Origin of the sequence: Glaesserella sp., assembly GCF_041814905.1 — a bacterium.
Classification (GTDB): Bacteria; Pseudomonadota; Gammaproteobacteria; order Enterobacterales; family Pasteurellaceae; genus Glaesserella.
The window spans coordinates 39451-54471 of sequence record NZ_JBGXYA010000045.1 but is presented as its reverse complement, the minus strand read 5'-3'; the positions used below and the strand labels follow the sequence as shown (position 1 = coordinate 54471).

The 15021-nt window shown below is 42.8% G+C and carries 15 protein-coding genes; 13 read left to right on the top strand and 2 right to left on the bottom strand.

Translation table 11 applies throughout. The features are described from left to right. Position 1 precedes the first annotated feature (1 nt). On the top strand, positions 2–1381 hold the full coding sequence (gene cysS, locus ACEYJ7_RS06855) for a cysteine--tRNA ligase (protein WP_373778332.1): 1380 nt from the start codon (positions 2–4) through the stop codon (positions 1379–1381). 75 nt (positions 1382–1456) lie between these two features. Here cysS and ACEYJ7_RS06850 read toward each other — a convergent pair whose 3' ends face one another. Next, complete coding sequence (locus ACEYJ7_RS06850; RefSeq protein ID WP_373778331.1) at positions 1457–3052, bottom strand: ABC transporter substrate-binding protein; 1596 nt, start codon at positions 3050–3052, stop codon at positions 1457–1459. Positions 3053–3261: 209 nt separating this feature from the next. Between ACEYJ7_RS06850 and hemW the strand changes: the two genes are divergently transcribed. The 6 genes from hemW to murQ all read left to right on the top strand — a co-directional run bounded on the left by hemW (position 3262) and on the right by murQ (position 8517). Next, on the top strand, positions 3262–4425 hold the full coding sequence (gene hemW, locus ACEYJ7_RS06845; RefSeq protein WP_373778330.1) for a radical SAM family heme chaperone HemW: 1164 nt from the start codon (positions 3262–3264) through the stop codon (positions 4423–4425). Between the two features lie 75 nt (positions 4426–4500). Further along, positions 4501–4965 (top strand): thioredoxin-dependent thiol peroxidase, encoded by a 465-nt coding sequence (gene bcp, locus ACEYJ7_RS06840; RefSeq protein WP_373778329.1) that lies wholly within the window; start codon positions 4501–4503, stop codon positions 4963–4965. A gap of 5 nt (positions 4966–4970) precedes the next feature. Beyond that, entirely contained in the window at positions 4971–5516 is a 546-nt protein-coding gene (gmhB, locus tag ACEYJ7_RS06835) for a D-glycero-beta-D-manno-heptose 1,7-bisphosphate 7-phosphatase (RefSeq protein ID WP_373778328.1), read from the top strand. A gap of 8 nt (positions 5517–5524) precedes the next feature. Further along, the gene (gene queF, locus ACEYJ7_RS06830; RefSeq protein ID WP_373778327.1) at positions 5525–6364 is read left to right on the top strand and encodes an NADPH-dependent 7-cyano-7-deazaguanine reductase QueF; all 840 of its coding nucleotides are present in this window, start codon (positions 5525–5527) and stop codon (positions 6362–6364) included. Positions 6365–6442: 78 nt separating this feature from the next. Next, positions 6443–7561, top strand: a complete 1119-nt coding sequence (locus tag ACEYJ7_RS06825; protein ID WP_373778326.1) for an anhydro-N-acetylmuramic acid kinase — start codon at positions 6443–6445, stop codon at positions 7559–7561. Between the two features lie 44 nt (positions 7562–7605). Further along, positions 7606–8517 carry an N-acetylmuramic acid 6-phosphate etherase gene (murQ, locus tag ACEYJ7_RS06820; RefSeq protein WP_373778325.1) on the top strand — a complete coding sequence of 304 codons (912 nt, stop codon included), beginning with the start codon at positions 7606–7608 and terminating at the stop codon, positions 8515–8517. Between the two features lie 21 nt (positions 8518–8538). Here murQ and trmJ read toward each other — a convergent pair whose 3' ends face one another. Continuing rightward, positions 8539–9261: a tRNA (cytosine(32)/uridine(32)-2'-O)-methyltransferase TrmJ gene (gene trmJ / locus ACEYJ7_RS06815; protein WP_373778324.1), complete on the bottom strand. Its 723-nt coding sequence runs from the start codon at positions 9259–9261 to the stop codon at positions 8539–8541. Between the two features lie 121 nt (positions 9262–9382). On the opposite strand from trmJ, the gene ACEYJ7_RS06810 reads away from it, so the two are divergent. The 6 genes from ACEYJ7_RS06810 to ACEYJ7_RS06785 all read left to right on the top strand — a co-directional run bounded on the left by ACEYJ7_RS06810 (position 9383) and on the right by ACEYJ7_RS06785 (position 14780). Beyond that, positions 9383–10417, top strand: coding sequence for an ABC transporter substrate-binding protein (locus tag ACEYJ7_RS06810; RefSeq protein WP_373778323.1), 1035 nt, complete (start codon positions 9383–9385; stop codon positions 10415–10417). A gap of 196 nt (positions 10418–10613) precedes the next feature. Beyond that, positions 10614–11375: a transcriptional repressor AgaR gene (agaR, locus tag ACEYJ7_RS06805; protein WP_373778322.1), complete on the top strand. Its 762-nt coding sequence runs from the start codon at positions 10614–10616 to the stop codon at positions 11373–11375. Positions 11376–11446: 71 nt separating this feature from the next. Then, complete coding sequence (locus ACEYJ7_RS06800; protein ID WP_373778321.1) at positions 11447–12580, top strand: SIS domain-containing protein; 1134 nt, start codon at positions 11447–11449, stop codon at positions 12578–12580. A 16-nt stretch (positions 12581–12596) separates the two neighbouring features. Next, entirely contained in the window at positions 12597–13070 is a 474-nt protein-coding gene (locus ACEYJ7_RS06795; protein ID WP_373778320.1) for a PTS system mannose/fructose/N-acetylgalactosamine-transporter subunit IIB, read from the top strand. A 14-nt stretch (positions 13071–13084) separates the two neighbouring features. After that, on the top strand, positions 13085–13957 hold the full coding sequence (locus ACEYJ7_RS06790; RefSeq protein ID WP_373778319.1) for a PTS mannose/fructose/sorbose/N-acetylgalactosamine transporter subunit IIC: 873 nt from the start codon (positions 13085–13087) through the stop codon (positions 13955–13957). Beyond that, positions 13944–14780 carry a PTS system mannose/fructose/sorbose family transporter subunit IID gene (locus ACEYJ7_RS06785; protein WP_373778318.1) on the top strand — a complete coding sequence of 279 codons (837 nt, stop codon included), beginning with the start codon at positions 13944–13946 and terminating at the stop codon, positions 14778–14780. Before ACEYJ7_RS06790 ends, ACEYJ7_RS06785 begins: the two co-directional genes overlap by 14 nt. The last annotated feature ends 241 nt before the right edge of the window (positions 14781–15021 follow it).

The following is a 15021-nucleotide window of genomic DNA, read 5'->3' as shown; positions in this document are numbered from 1 at the left end:
TATGCTCAAAATTTATAACACCTTAAAACGTGAAAAAGAAGAATTTAAACCGATCCACCCTGATCACGTTGGAATGTATGTCTGTGGTGTCACGGTTTACGATCTCTGTCACTTTGGGCACGGGCGGACTTTTGTTTCTTTTGATGTGATCGCACGTTACCTTCGCTATCTTGGCTATAACTTACGCTATGTGCGTAACATTACCGATGTGGACGACAAAATCATCAAACGTTCGTTAGAAAATAATGAAACCTGCGATCAGCTTGTTGATCGTATGATCATTGAAATGCACAAAGATTTTGATGCGTTAAATATCCTTCGCCCTGATGTTGAACCCCGTGCAACGCAACATATCCCTGAAATTATTGCGATTGTTGAAAAACTCTTAGCGAAAGGTCACGCTTATGTGGCGGAAGATGGTGACGTGATGTTCAATGTCGAATCTTTCCAAAAATACGGTGCCTTATCTCGCCAAAATCTTGAACAGCTTCAAGCAGGGGCAAGGGTTGAGATTAAATCGGTCAAGCGTAACCCGATGGATTTCGTATTATGGAAAATGTCGAAAGAGAACGAACCAAGCTGGGATTCCCCTTGGGGCAAAGGTCGCCCAGGTTGGCATATCGAATGTTCGGCGATGAACAGCAAAGAGTTAGGCAACCATTTTGACATTCACGGTGGCGGTTCGGACTTAATGTTCCCACACCACGAAAACGAGATCGCACAATCTTGCTGTGCTCACGGTGACGATTATGTGAATTATTGGCTACACACGGGAATGCTTACGATCAACGAAGAGAAGATGTCAAAATCGCTCAATAACTTCTTCACCATTCGTGATATTTTAAATAAATATGATTGTGAAAGTGTTCGTTACTTCTTCTTAACCGCACAATACCGTAGCTTGTTGGATTACAGCGAAGAAAATATCGGCTTGGCTCGCAAAGCGTTAGAGCGTTTATATACGGCATTGCGTGGCTGTGATTGGAATGTCGAACTTGCAGAAAACGATCAGTATGTGACCGCTTTTAAAGAATCGATGGACGATGATTTCAATACCCCTGGGGCATTAGCAGTGTTATTTGAATTGGCTCGTGAAATCAACAAACTCAAAGCGGAAAATCAGGGGGAAGCGAACAAACTAGCGGCGCGTTTAAAACAACTTGCTGGCGTGCTGGGTTTGTTAGAGCAAGACCCAGAAACTTTCTTACAAGGCGATGCAAATAACGATGAAGTCGCAGAAATCGAAGCATTAATTAAACAACGCAACGAAGCGAGAGCCGGCAAAAACTGGGCTGCAGCAGATGAGGCGCGCAATAAGCTGACAGCAATGGGCATTGTGCTTGAAGACGGAGCGAATGGCACCACATGGCGTAAGGCTTAGTTGATTGACAAGCGGTCGGATTGACAGAAAAATTTGCAAAAATACGGCTCAAGTTAGAGCCGTATTTTTTATCCGTTAAGGAGTGAGAGTCACACCATAAAATGCCGTATAACCAAACGGATTTTGTACAAAGCCTTGTACACGTTTATTTAACGGCACATAGTTGATCGAGTGGGCGAACGGAATAATCGGGCTATGTTGCTGGAAAATGTCGACCGCTTGCTGATACAACTTCGCACGTGCTTGTGTATCTTGTGTCTGCACCGCTGTGGCAAGCAAATTTTCAAATTCATCGTTTGTCCAACGAGAGTAGTTTGTCCCCGGGATATTCGCTTTGCTAAATAGAGGGAATAAGAAGTTATCAGGATCACCGTTACGGCTTGTCCAGCCGTAAGTTCCTGCTGAAAATTCCCCTTCACGAGTGCGCTTATTAAACTCCGCCCATTCGTATGTAACCAATTTGGCTTTTACCCCAATTTTTGCCCAGTCAGCTTGTATAATTTCCGCAGTTCGGCGAGGGTTTGGATTGGACGGACGCACCACAGGCTGAACCCAAATTTCCGTCTCGAACCCGTTCGGATAACCCGCTTCAACCAGTAATGCTTTGGCTTTTTCCAAGTTAAATTCATATTGTGGTAAATCAGGGTTATAACCTAAAACCGCATCGGGAAACGGATTCGTCGCCACAGTTCCGCCGCCTTGATAAACCGCATCGACAATCGCCTTTTTATCGGTTGCATAGTGAAGAGCTTGGCGGACTTTAATATGATTTAATTCAGGTTTTGTCGTATTTAAACCGATATAAGCCAAATTTAGCCCTTCACGTTCCAATAAATTGATTTGCGGATCGTTTTTCATCTGTGCAATATCGGAGATATTCGGGAAATCAATCACATCGCATTCGCCCGCTTTTAGCTTGGCGTAGCGTGTTCCCGCATCAGGCGTAATACTGAAAATCAGTCGATCAATCGCCGCTTTACCTTTCCAATAATCAGGATTCGCCGTATAGCGTACGGCATGGTCGGTTTGATAGGTTTGAAAAATGAACGGTCCTGTTCCGATAGGTTGTTGATCAAGTAATTCAGGCGTTCCTTTAGCTAAAAGCTGATCGGCATATTCTTTAGAATAGATAGAAAGAAAGTCCATCGCAACCGTCGTTATAAATGGTGTATTTGGCTTATGCAACGTAATTTTGACGGTATAGTCATCCACTTTTTCCACGGACTTAAGGATATTCGGCAAATTCATCCAGTTAAAATAGAAGTAAGTCCCCGCAGACACAGAGTGGTAAGGGTGGGTTTTATCTGCTTGGCGTTGAAATGAAAAGAGTACATCGTCAGCATTGAGAGGTCGGGTCGGCGTAAAAAGTTTATTACTATGGAACTTCACGTTTCGGCGAAGGTGAAAGGTATAGCTTAACCCATCGTCACTGACTTCCCAACGTTCGGCAAGCCCGGGTTCAATCTCGATTTTTCCCGGTTTGAATTCAACCAAACGGTTATAGATTTGTTGTGAACTGGCGTTGAAATCATTGGCATCGTTAGTGATTGCCGGGCTGAGTTTCATCGGCGGTGTCGCAATACAATTGACCAGCGTATTTGCCGGGGCGGATAACGCGGCGTAAGAAAGGGAGAAAAATCCCAATCCGATCATTATTTTTGACAGGTTCATTACGTTTCCTCTTATTTAGGCAGGTTATTTTTTCAAAATGTACAAGAGAGAGAAAAATATTCTAAATAGCGATAAGTTTTGGCTTATAACCAAACAGATTATATTTGTTTCGGATCCGATTATTTTGCGCTAGACTGCCGTATATTAATGCCATAACCCTATCGAAAAAGGGCAAGTGGCTTGACTGACTTTGTTTAATGAGAAATAACGTGAACTTAACCCTTCCGCCCCTGAGCCTTTATATTCATATTCCATGGTGTGTGCAGAAATGCCCTTACTGTGATTTCAACTCTCATGCGCAAAAAGGTATTATTCCTGAAAGGGAATATATCCAACATCTATTAATGGATTTAGAACAGGACCTGACATCTTATAAAACGGCGATTGGTGATCGTAAAATTCACTCGATTTTTATTGGTGGAGGTACGCCAAGTCTTTTTTCGGCGGAAGGCATTGCTTATTTATTGGCTGAAATTCGTCAGCGAATCGATTTTAGAGAACATTGCGAAATTAGCTTAGAAGCCAATCCCGGTACAGCGGAAGCCGAACGGTTTATCGGTTATGCTCAAGGCGGTGTTAATCGGATTTCGATGGGTATTCAAAGTTTTGAACCTGAAAAATTACTGAAACTCGGTCGAATTCACGATAGCCAAGAAGCGATACAAGCGGTCAGATTTGCACAAGATTCTGCAAAGGCTGGGCTGAAAAGTTTTAACATTGATCTGATGCATGGCTTGCCAAATCAGTCGGTGGCGCAAGCCTTAAATGATTTACGTCAAGGAATCGCCTTAAATCCACCGCATTTGTCGTGGTATCAACTGACGATTGAGCCGAATACGATGTTCTATTATCGTCAGCCAACCTTACCCGATGATGACGAACTGTGGGAGATTTTTGAACAAGGACATCAACTTTTAACGGAAGCAGGTTACGAACAGTACGAAACGTCTGCCTATGCGAAAAAAGGGTATCAATGCCAACATAATCTTAACTATTGGCGGTTTGGTGATTATTTAGCGATTGGTTGTGGCGCTCACGGAAAAATCAGCTATCCAACAGGGGAGATTTACCGTTTCAGTAAAACTAAGCACCCGAAAGGCTATATGCGTGGTGAATATCGCTATCAGCAAGAAGCAATAGCATTTGATGACCGACCGTTTGAATTTTTTATGAACCGTTTCCGTCTGCTTGAAGCTACACCAAAAGCAGAGTTTGAAGCCTATACAGGATTAGATAGACATATCGTTCAACCAACAATGGATTGGGCATTAGCGAAAAATTTCATCACTGAAACGGCAACCCATTGGCAGATCACACAACACGGCAAACTGTTTTTAAATGAGCTGTTAGAAGGTTTCTTGGATGAAATGTAAGGTGTAAAATTTTTTCAGAATCCGACCGTTTGTGTAGTAAGATACAAGCGGTGTGTTTTTAAAGGAATTTTGCAAATGAATAGATTAAAAGCGGGGGATCGCGCCCCTGAATTTACGCTGTTGAATCAACAGTCTGAGCCGGTCTCTCTCACACAATTTCGAGGCAAAAAAGTGTTGGTTTATTTTTACCCGAAAGCGTTAACACCCGGTTGCACTACGCAGGCTTGCGGTTTACGCGACAGTAAAAACGAGTTGGACGAGTTAAACGTCGTCGTATTGGGCATCAGCCCCGACCAACCGAAAAAATTAGCGCAGTTTATTGAGAAAAAAGCGTTGAATTTCATCTTACTTTCCGATCCCGATCATCACATTGCCGACGCCTTCGGCGTATGGGGTGAAAAAAAATTCTTAGGGAAAACCTATGACGGCATTCACCGAATCAGTTTTTTGATTGATGAAAACGGGGTGATCATGGCGGTATTTGACAAATTCAAAACCAGTGAACACCACCGCTTGATCGTCGATTTTCTAAAAGGATAACCATTATGGCGAAGAAAGCGATTTTTTTGGACCGAGACGGTACGATCAATATCGATCACGGCTATGTGCATACGATTGACGATTTCCAATTTATTGACGGCGTGGGCAAAGCGTTAAAAAAACTCCAAGATAAAGGCTATCTACTCGTATTAGTCACCAATCAATCAGGCATTGCCCGTGGTTATTTTACCGAAGCACAGTTTCATCAGCTTACTGAGTGGATGGATTGGTCGTTAGATGAAGATTATGGCGTTGTGCTTGACGGTATTTACTACTGTCCGCATCATCCCGAAGGGTTGGGCGAATATCGGGAAGATTGCGATTGTCGTAAGCCGAAAGCGGGGATGTTTTTGCAAGCGATCAAGGATCTGGATATCGATCCGGCACAATCTGTGATGGTCGGTGACAAATTGGAAGATATGTTGGCGGCGGAAAATGCGGGGGTGAGAACCAAGATTTTGGTTCGTACCGGTAAAACCGTGACGGACGAAGGCATTGCCAAAGCCGATCAAGTGATTGACAGTTTGGCGGATTTGCCTAAATTTATTTAAGGAAAACAATGCAGTACGATGATAAAAGTCTTTCCGGTTTGAAACTGGGACAGAAAACCGAATATAAAAGCGAGTATGATCCCAGCTTATTGCAAGCCGTACCACGTCGTTTAAACCGTGACGGCTTAGGCATCAGCGAGCGACAACCGTTTACCCAAGGCGCGGACATTTGGACGTTGTATGAATTGTCGTGGCTCAATCAAAACGGCTTGCCGCAGGTGGCGATTGCCGACGTGGCGGTGGATTTCCGTAGTGAAAATCTCATTGAGTCGAAAAGTTTTAAACTCTATCTGAACAGTTTCAATCAAACCCGTTTTAACTCGCTTGAGGACGTTCGGCAGCGTATTCAAGCGGATTTAAGCCGCTGTGCAAGCGGTCTGATTTCAGTAAAAATTTACAAATTGTCCGATTTCACTCACCGACCGATTGTTGATTTTCAAGGCGAATGTATTGATGAACAGTCGATTGAAATCGACAGCTATGCTTTTTCCACCGATTATTTGCAGGATGTCGCAAGCGGTGATACGGTGGAAGAAACCTTGGTCAGCCACTTGTTGAAATCCAATTGTTTAATTACTTCCCAACCCGATTGGGGCAGCGTGCAGATTCACTATGTCGGCAAGCGGTTGGATCGTGAAAAATTGTTACGCTATTTGGTGTCGTTTCGTGAGCATAACGAATTCCATGAGCAATGCGTCGAGCGGATTTTCTGTGATTTAATGCATTTTGCCCAACCTGAAAAACTAACGGTATACGCCCGTTACACCCGTCGCGGTGGGTTGGATATTAATCCGTTCCGTTCTAATTTTGAACAAGTGCCTCAAAACCATCGCATGGCGCGCCAATAATCCGAACGGCGATACAATGCATGCAACCGCAGGGACACACCGTGTGTCTCCACTATTTCGTATCGATAAGGAGGGAAAATGAGCGAACCGAATTATTATATCGGCGTGATGTCGGGAACCAGTTTGGACGGCGTGGATATCGCCTTGGTTGATTTTGCAAAACATCCGCCGAAACTGACCGCTTGTGATTTTGTACCGATGCCGGAAAGCTTGCGTGTAGCGCTTTCGCAATTATTGAAAACGGGCTCGACGAATTTGCAGCAGCTCGGTGAATTGGATCATCAGCTGGGGATATTGTATGCGGATTGTGTGAATGCGTTTCTAGCCAAACAGCAATTGACCGCAACGCAGATTCGGGCAATCGGTTGCCACGGACAAACCGTTTGGCATTCGCCGCAAGGGCAATATCCGTTTACCATGCAAATCGGCGACATGAATTTGGTGGCGGTTAAAACGGGGATTACTACCATCGGTGATTTTCGCCGTAAAGATATGGCATACGGCGGGCAGGGCGCACCGCTGGTACCGGCGTTTCATCAAGCGTTGTTTAGTTCGCCGAACCGGATTACCGGTGTACTGAATATCGGCGGGATCAGCAATATTTCGCAATTGGTGCCGAATCAGGTCACCATTGGTTATGATATCGGTGCAGGGAATACTTTGCTGGATATTTGGATTGAAAAGCACCAAGGCAAACGCTTTGATAAAGATGCCGAATGGGCAAAAACGGGCAGTGTGAATCACGCGTTGTTAAACGAATTGCTGAACGAACCGTTTTTCGCCAAGGCACCGCCGAAAAGTACGGGGCGGGAGTTGTTTAATTTGGCGTGGTTAGAGAAAAAATTGCAGCCTTTTGCCGAGTTGGCGGCGCAAGACGTTCAAGCTACATTGGTTGAATTTACGGCACAAAGTATTGTGGATGCATTGAATCGGATTAACAATCCTCAGCAATTACCTTGTTTGCTGCTGGTTTGCGGCGGCGGAGCGAGAAATCCGTTACTGATGTCACGTTTGGCGACATTGCTACCATACTGGCAAGTGTCAACCACTACGGAATACGGATTGGATGTGGATTATGTCGAAGCGGCTGCCTTTGCATGGCTCGCTTATCAGCGTCTCAACGATCTTCCGTCAAATTTACCCGGCGTGACAGGGGCAACGCAAGCGGTCAGTTTAGGGGTCATTTTTACCAAATAATCGACGCGGTTTTTTAGTGCAAAAATCGAAGGAGAAATCATCGTATGGCAGAATCGGATTTACTGGCGACACTCACGCAATTGGTGACCGAAGCGCGCAATCCCGACAGTATGAACATCGACCGTTTGGCGGCGTTGGATATTGTCAAACTAATGAACAAAGAAGATAAACGGGTACCGGAAGCTATTGAAAAATGCCTTCCGCAAATTGCGCAAGCGGTAGAGCGGATTGTGGCGGCATTTCAGGCTGGCGGGCGTTTGGTGTATATCGGTGCAGGAACCAGCGGACGTTTGGGGGTATTGGATGCATCGGAATGCTCGCCGACCTTCGGGGTGTCCCCCGAGATGGTAAAAGGCATTATTGCCGGCGGTGATCGGGCGTTGCGTCATCCGATTGAAGGAGCGGAAGATAATCAAGACGCGGGGGCGGCGGATTTGCGGCAAATTGCTTTTAGCGCACAGGATGTGTTGGTCGGCATTGCGGCAAGCGGCAGAACGCCTTATGTGATCGGAGCGTTGGCGTATGCCAAATCGTTAGGCGCGACAACGGTATCTATTGCCGGCAATCCGAATTCGGCAATGAGCCGGATCGCCGATATTGCGATTGATACGATCGTCGGACCGGAAGTGTTGACGGGATCAAGCCGATTAAAATCCGGTACGGCGCAGAAGCTGGTTCTGAATATGTTGACGACGGCAAGCATGATTTTAATCGGGAAATGCTATCAAAATTTAATGGTGGATGTTCAGGCAAGTAACCAAAAATTGGTAGCCCGCGCCATTCGTATTGTGATGCAGGCAACAGAATGTACGAAAGAAAGAGCCGAAGAAACATTGGCGATTGCCGGTAACAACGCAAAATTAGCTATTATGATGATTTTGGCGGATACGGATAAAGCGCGTGCCGAGCAATTATTAGCAAGCCATCAAGGTCGATTACGGCAGGCGTTGGCTTAAAAAACGGTCGGTGGAAAAGTATTATTTTTTCTCTTGATATTTTTCCACCGCAGTCAACATACCTCTCAATAAATTTAATTCCGCACTTTCCAGTTCGGCCCGTAGGTATAAGCGGCGGAGCTTTAACATGACCGCATCATTCCGAATAAAACCGAGCGATTTATATAGCCTTTCCGTATGGTTGAAAAAATGCTCCAACGCATCTGCCGTCGGATACTCAACAAGCGGTCTGTTTTCGGGATTTTTTGGCAAATTCAGCCATGCCATACGAATTTCATAGCTAATGAGTTGAACTGCCATAGCAAGATTCAATGAACCGTATTCCGGATTAGTCGGCACATTTAAATGATAATGGCATTTGAGCAATTCTTCATTCGTCAGCCCCACTCGTTCCCGCCCGAATACGATAGCCACATTACCTTGTGAGGCTCGTTGGACGGCTAATTCACCGCATGCTCTCGGCTCAATTAAACTGTTTTGCAAATGACGTAAACGCGCACTGGTGCCGATAACCAATCGGCAATCTGAAATCGCATCTTCAAAGCGGTCAAAAATAGCGACACGGTCTAAAACATCTTTTGCTCCAGCGGCAAGAGCAACGGCTTGCTCGTCAATAGGTTGTTTGGGGGAGACAAGGCGTAAATGGTGGAGTCCCATTGTTTTCATTGCTCGCGCCGTAGAGCCAATGTTTCCGCTGTGTGATGTTTCAACTAAAATAATCTGTATTTGATCAAGTATATTCATGTAATTGCAATAATAGGATTAAGTAATACCATTTTAGCATAAAAGAGAAGGGATTAATGCTTGAAATACGTAGCATAAATGATACACTTCGGCACCTTTATTTGTTGGAAGCTAAAATAAAATGCAAACTCAATTTAAAACACTTTTTGCTGCTTTATATGTGGCATTTCCTTTACTTTTTTCTCACTCGGTTCAAGCAGAAGGTAAATTAACCGTTTATTGCGGTGTACAAAACAAAGTCTGCGAAGATTTAACCCAAAAATTCTCACAAAAATATAATGTGGAAACCCAATTTATTCATGGCGGAAGCGGGACGATTTTAGGCAAAATCAAAGCGGAAAAAGAAAATCCGCAAGCCGATATTTGGTATGGTGGAACGATTGAGCCTCATTTTCAAGCGGGGGAATTAGGATTATTAGAAGCTTATCGTTCTCCTCTACAAGCAGAAATTTTGCCTCAATTCAAAAGCTTAATGGCGACAAAACGGGGAGACTACACGGCTATCGCTTATATGTTAGTGCTTGGTTTTGGTGTCAATACTGAAAAATTAAAAGCATTGGGCGTAGAAATGCCGAAAAAATGGGATGATTTACTGGATCCCCGTTTAAAAGGTGAAGTACAGTTGCCGGATCCTCGTAGTTCCGGCACAACATATACAATGATAGCAACCTTGATTCAATTATGGGGCGAAGAGAAAACCTTCGAATATTTGAAAAAACTGGATGAAAATATTTCGCAATATGTAAAAAGTACCTTAGTCACAACCAATTTATCTCGCGGTGAAAGTGCCGTATCGGTTGGGTTTGTCCATGGTTATATAACGGAAAAAGAGAAAGGGGCTCCGGTCGAGTACGTTTTGCCTGAAGACGGTGTGGGTTACGCATTAGGTGCGGTAAGCATTATCAAAAATGCGCGTAATTTAGATAATGCGAAGTTGTTCATGGATTGGACGTTATCGAAAGAAGTACAAGAAATGCCTTGGCGCGAACATGGTGTTTACCAAACACCGACCAATATTAATGCCGAAGTTTCTCCGCTTTCGCCAAAACTGGATAATGTGAAATTGATTGAAACGGATTTTGACAGATTCGGTTCAAGTGATGAAGGTAAGCGTTTAGTCGACAAATGGCTCTCAAAAGTGAAACTCTCAGAATAATCGGTTTAATTTAATATAATATAAGAAGTAAAGCACCTCATACCGAGGTGCTTTTTTTATTTGCTATTTTTATGTAAATTTATGTGATCTTTGTCTCATTTTTGAATTCTTTCGATTGTTTTTGAATTTGATTGTTTTTATAGTTAATTCGAAAGCAATCGTAGTGTGTAGTGACTGCTTGACGTAAGGAGAAACAATGAGAAGTAGTGTTGAAAGACGTTCTGATATTTTAGAACTGTTACAGCAAACAAGTAGTTGTCGAGTGGAAAAATTGGCGCAATATTTCGGTGTATCTAGCGTTACTATTCGTAATGATTTAAATAACTTAGAGAAACAAGGCTATATTACCCGCTCTCATGGTTTTGCCGTATTGAATTCGCGATTGATTGCGGAATTATCCATTGCAGATAAACGTAACAATTACCCGGAATTGAAACAACGGATTGGTAAATTAGCCGCTTCACTCTTAAAAGATGAAGAGCGTGTTATTTTTGATTCGGGGACAACAACGAAAGCAATCGTAAGTCATTTAAATGATTTGTCTTTGACTATCTTGACAAATGGATTGGATATCGCAATGGAATTGGTGGCTTATCCGAATATAGAAGTCAGAATGACAGGCGGCGTATTACGCAAAAATGCCATGTCTTTTTCCGGTGTCATGGCAGATAACAATTTGCGCCATTATCGTTTTGATAAGGTTTTTCTCGGTGTAGACGGATTTGATTTACACAAAGGGGTCACAACGTTTAATGAACAAGAAGCTCAGCTTAATCGTTTGATGTGTGAAGCGGCGGATCAAGTTATTGTCGTGACGGACTCAAGTAAGTTCGGACAATACAGTAACTATATTATTTGTCAGGCTGATCAAATCGATGTGCTGATTACCGATGATAAGTTACCGAAAAATTATCGTGAATATCTTGAAAATGTTGGTGTGAAAGTATTGATTGCTTAATCTTCCGACAAGGAAACACAATCAAGTTAATATTTTTTACAAATTGAGTCCTTTATTTAGGAGGAAGTTCAATGATTCTCAATATATCCAATCAAATTTTAGAAAAACAAAATGCATTTTGGACAGCAAAAGAAATTGCACAGCAACCGGCGACTTGGCGCGAAACGGCGGACATTGTCGCAAATTCCGATGTAAATACTTTTGTTTCCCCTCTGATTGAGCGTGCTAAAAAAGGAGAGCTTAGAATTATCTTTACCGGTGCCGGTACCTCGGCTTTTATTGGTGAAGTGGTTGCTCCGGTATTGAGTGAAAAACTCGGTTGCGTTATTGAGGCGATTGCCAGCACGGATTTAGTTTCCAGCCCTTATCAATATCTATTTGAAGATAAACCGACGTTATTGGTTTCTTTTGGTCGTTCGGGTAATAGTCCGGAGAGTATTGGTGCAGTTGAGCGCGTGAATGATATTGTCAAAGAACATTACCATTTAGCCATTACCAATAATGTTAAAGGCGCATTATTTACGAAGTGTTCTGAAAGTACATCAACTTATCCGTTGGCACTACCGGATTCTACTCATGATCAAGGTTTTGCGATGACTTCAAGTGCAAGCAATATGACGCTTGCCGCATTACTCGCTTTTGCCCCGACCGCCTTTAATCGTGAGTGGGTTGAATGTTTTTCCATAGTGACCGAACAGTTGTTAGAGAAAGATGCTGTAAAGATCCAGCAATTGGCTCATCTTCCATTAACACGTATTGTTTATTTAGGAAGTGGCGCTTTCCAAGGGCTGGCAAGAGAAACGGCACTGAAATTATTAGAACTTACTGCTGGCGAACGTTTAGGTTTTTTTGAATCTTGCATGGGATTCCGCCATGGTCCTAAGTCACTTGTGCAAGAAGAAACATTAATTTTTGTTTATCTTTCACAACATCCTCATACCGCTAAATATGATCTTGATCTCTATAACGAGCTGGTTGGTAATAAAAAAGCCCACAAAGTCGTTTTAGTCGGAGAAACAAGCGGTGACTTTTCAGCTGAAATTTGCAAATTAGATGATGCAGCTCGTATTTTCCCGTTTTTAGTTGTGGGGCAATTGTATGCATTTTATAGCTCGCTTTACCTTGGTTATACCACTGATAACCCTTGTCCGACAGGGGAAGTCAACAGAGTGGTACAAGGCGTAACTCTTTATCCATACAAATAACAACAAGGAGACCAATATGGCAATTTTAAATGTTCGTATTGATGCACGCTTGATTCACGGTCAGGTCGCTAACCTGTGGACATCTTACTTAAATATCACTCGCATTATGGTTGTGGACGAAATTGCAGCCAATAATGATATTGATAAAGCAGGATTACGTTTGGCTTGTCCTGCGGGAGTAAACTTAAGTGTTCTTACTGTGGAAAAAGCCGCTACTAATATTAACGACGGGCGTTATGATTCTCAACGCGTATTGCTCGTCACACGTAATCCGCAAACTTTGTTACAACTTGTTGAGCGAGGTGTGGCATTAACTGATATTAATGCAGGAAATATGCCAAAAACGGATATGACACGACCAATAAGAAAAACTGTTCATGTAACAGATGATGATGTGGAAGTGTTCAGAAAACTTTCTGAAAGAGGTATTGCTATTACGGCACAGCTTGTACCTAATGAAGAAAAAGTCGACTTAATGAAACTTTTATAAGAGGAGTAAAGATTATGATCGAGTGGTGGCAAATACTTTTGATAACGCTCTATGCGTTTTATCAAATTTTAGATGAAATTACTATCGTATCTAGTGCAGGTTCACCTGTTTTTGCTGGTTTTATTACAGGTTTAATTATGGGCGATCTTACCACAGGTTTGCTCATCGGCGGCTCAATGCAGCTTACCGTGCTTGGTGTGGGAACATTTGGTGGTGCATCACGTATCGATGCTAACTCAGGTACAGTTATTGCAACGGCATTCTCTGTATCGGCGGGTATGGATCCACAATTAGCATTAACTACCTTAGCGGTACCAATTGCAGCGTTAATGGTTTATACCGACATCTTGGCGAGAATGTCGAACGTATTTTTCGCTCACCGTATCGATAAAAATATCCAAGACCATGCTTACAATGCAATCACAATAAACTATTTCTGCGGTGCGATCGCTTGGGGGCTTTCACGTGCATTACCAATCTTCTTAGCATTAGTTTTCGGTGGTCCGTTCGTCGCAAGTCTTGCAGAAGCAATGCAACACGGTTTCTTAAAAGTTATTGCTGACGGTTTAACTGTCGCAGGCGGAGTATTACCGGCATTAGGTTTTGCAATCTTACTTCGTTACTTACCGACAAAACGTCATATCGCTTATTTAATCCTAGCATTCGCATTAACTTCTATCTTCATTACTTTATTCGGTAATGTAACGGCAGCAAGTGCTGCAGCGGGTGTGAGCAACTCAATTAACAATGTTCCAATGTTAGCAATGGCAGCAATCGGTTTCGCATTATCATATATGGTCTATCAACGTAGTGTAGAAGGTGGCTCATCAGCGCCGGTGAAAAAATCAACTTCTGCAACAGGAGAAATTGAAGATGACGAACTCTAATCAACAAGTAGGAAATCCACGTAATTACAAACTAACCGATGAAGATTTCCGTCAAATTAACGTCCGTAACTTATTTTTCAACCAAATCGGTTGGAACTACGAGCGTATGCAAGGTTCCGGTTATCTCTGGATTATGTTGCCACAGTTACGCAAAATGTACGGCGACAATACTCCGGAACTTCAAGAGGCAATGGTAACCCATAACCAATTCTTTAATACCAGCCCGTTCTTTAATACAGTGGTGAAAGGTATCGATTTAGCGTTAGAAGAAAAACAAGGGACTGAATCACTTGAAACCGTAGCAGGTATTAAATCCGGTCTTATGGGACCGTTTGCAGCGATTGGTGATGCGATCTTCGGTTCATTAGTTCCGGCGATTATGGGGGCTATCGCAGCGACCATGGCTGTAAACGGTAATCCGTTGGGGGTGGGTTTATGGGTTGCCGTTGCAATTGCAACCATGGTATTCCGTTGGGTACAACTTAAAATCGCATACCGCGAAGGTGTAAACCTTGTAACTAGTTTAGGTCATAAACTTAACGCTTTAACTAACGCAGCAACCGTTCTTGGGGTGTTCGTTGTTGGGGTTATGTGTGCCACTATGGTTAACGTAATGGTGCCATTCACAGCAACAATCGGTGAGAAAGTCGTTTCAGCACAAGCGAACTTAGATTTAATCTTACCTCGCTTAGTCCCTGCGTTAATTGTGTTCTTCATCTACTGGTTATTAGGTAGACCGAAAATGAACTCTAACAAAGCAATTATGATTATCATCGTGTTATGTATCTTACTCTCTTGGGCAGGGTTATTAGCGAAAGGTTAATAGACCAAACTGTGGCGAGCGTATTCGCACGCCACAGTTTATCAATTTCTCCTAACCCCTTTTTAAACTATAAAGAATCAGGTACATATTTTTACGTGTATTAATAAAAACATAAAGTGGCAGAAAGATATTTTTGCTCAATATAGATTCTGCAATAAAAGGAGAATAAAAAAGGGTTAGGAAAAATAAAAAATTTTAAAGTGAATGAATAGAAGTTGAGTATCAAAAATATTGAGTTAAG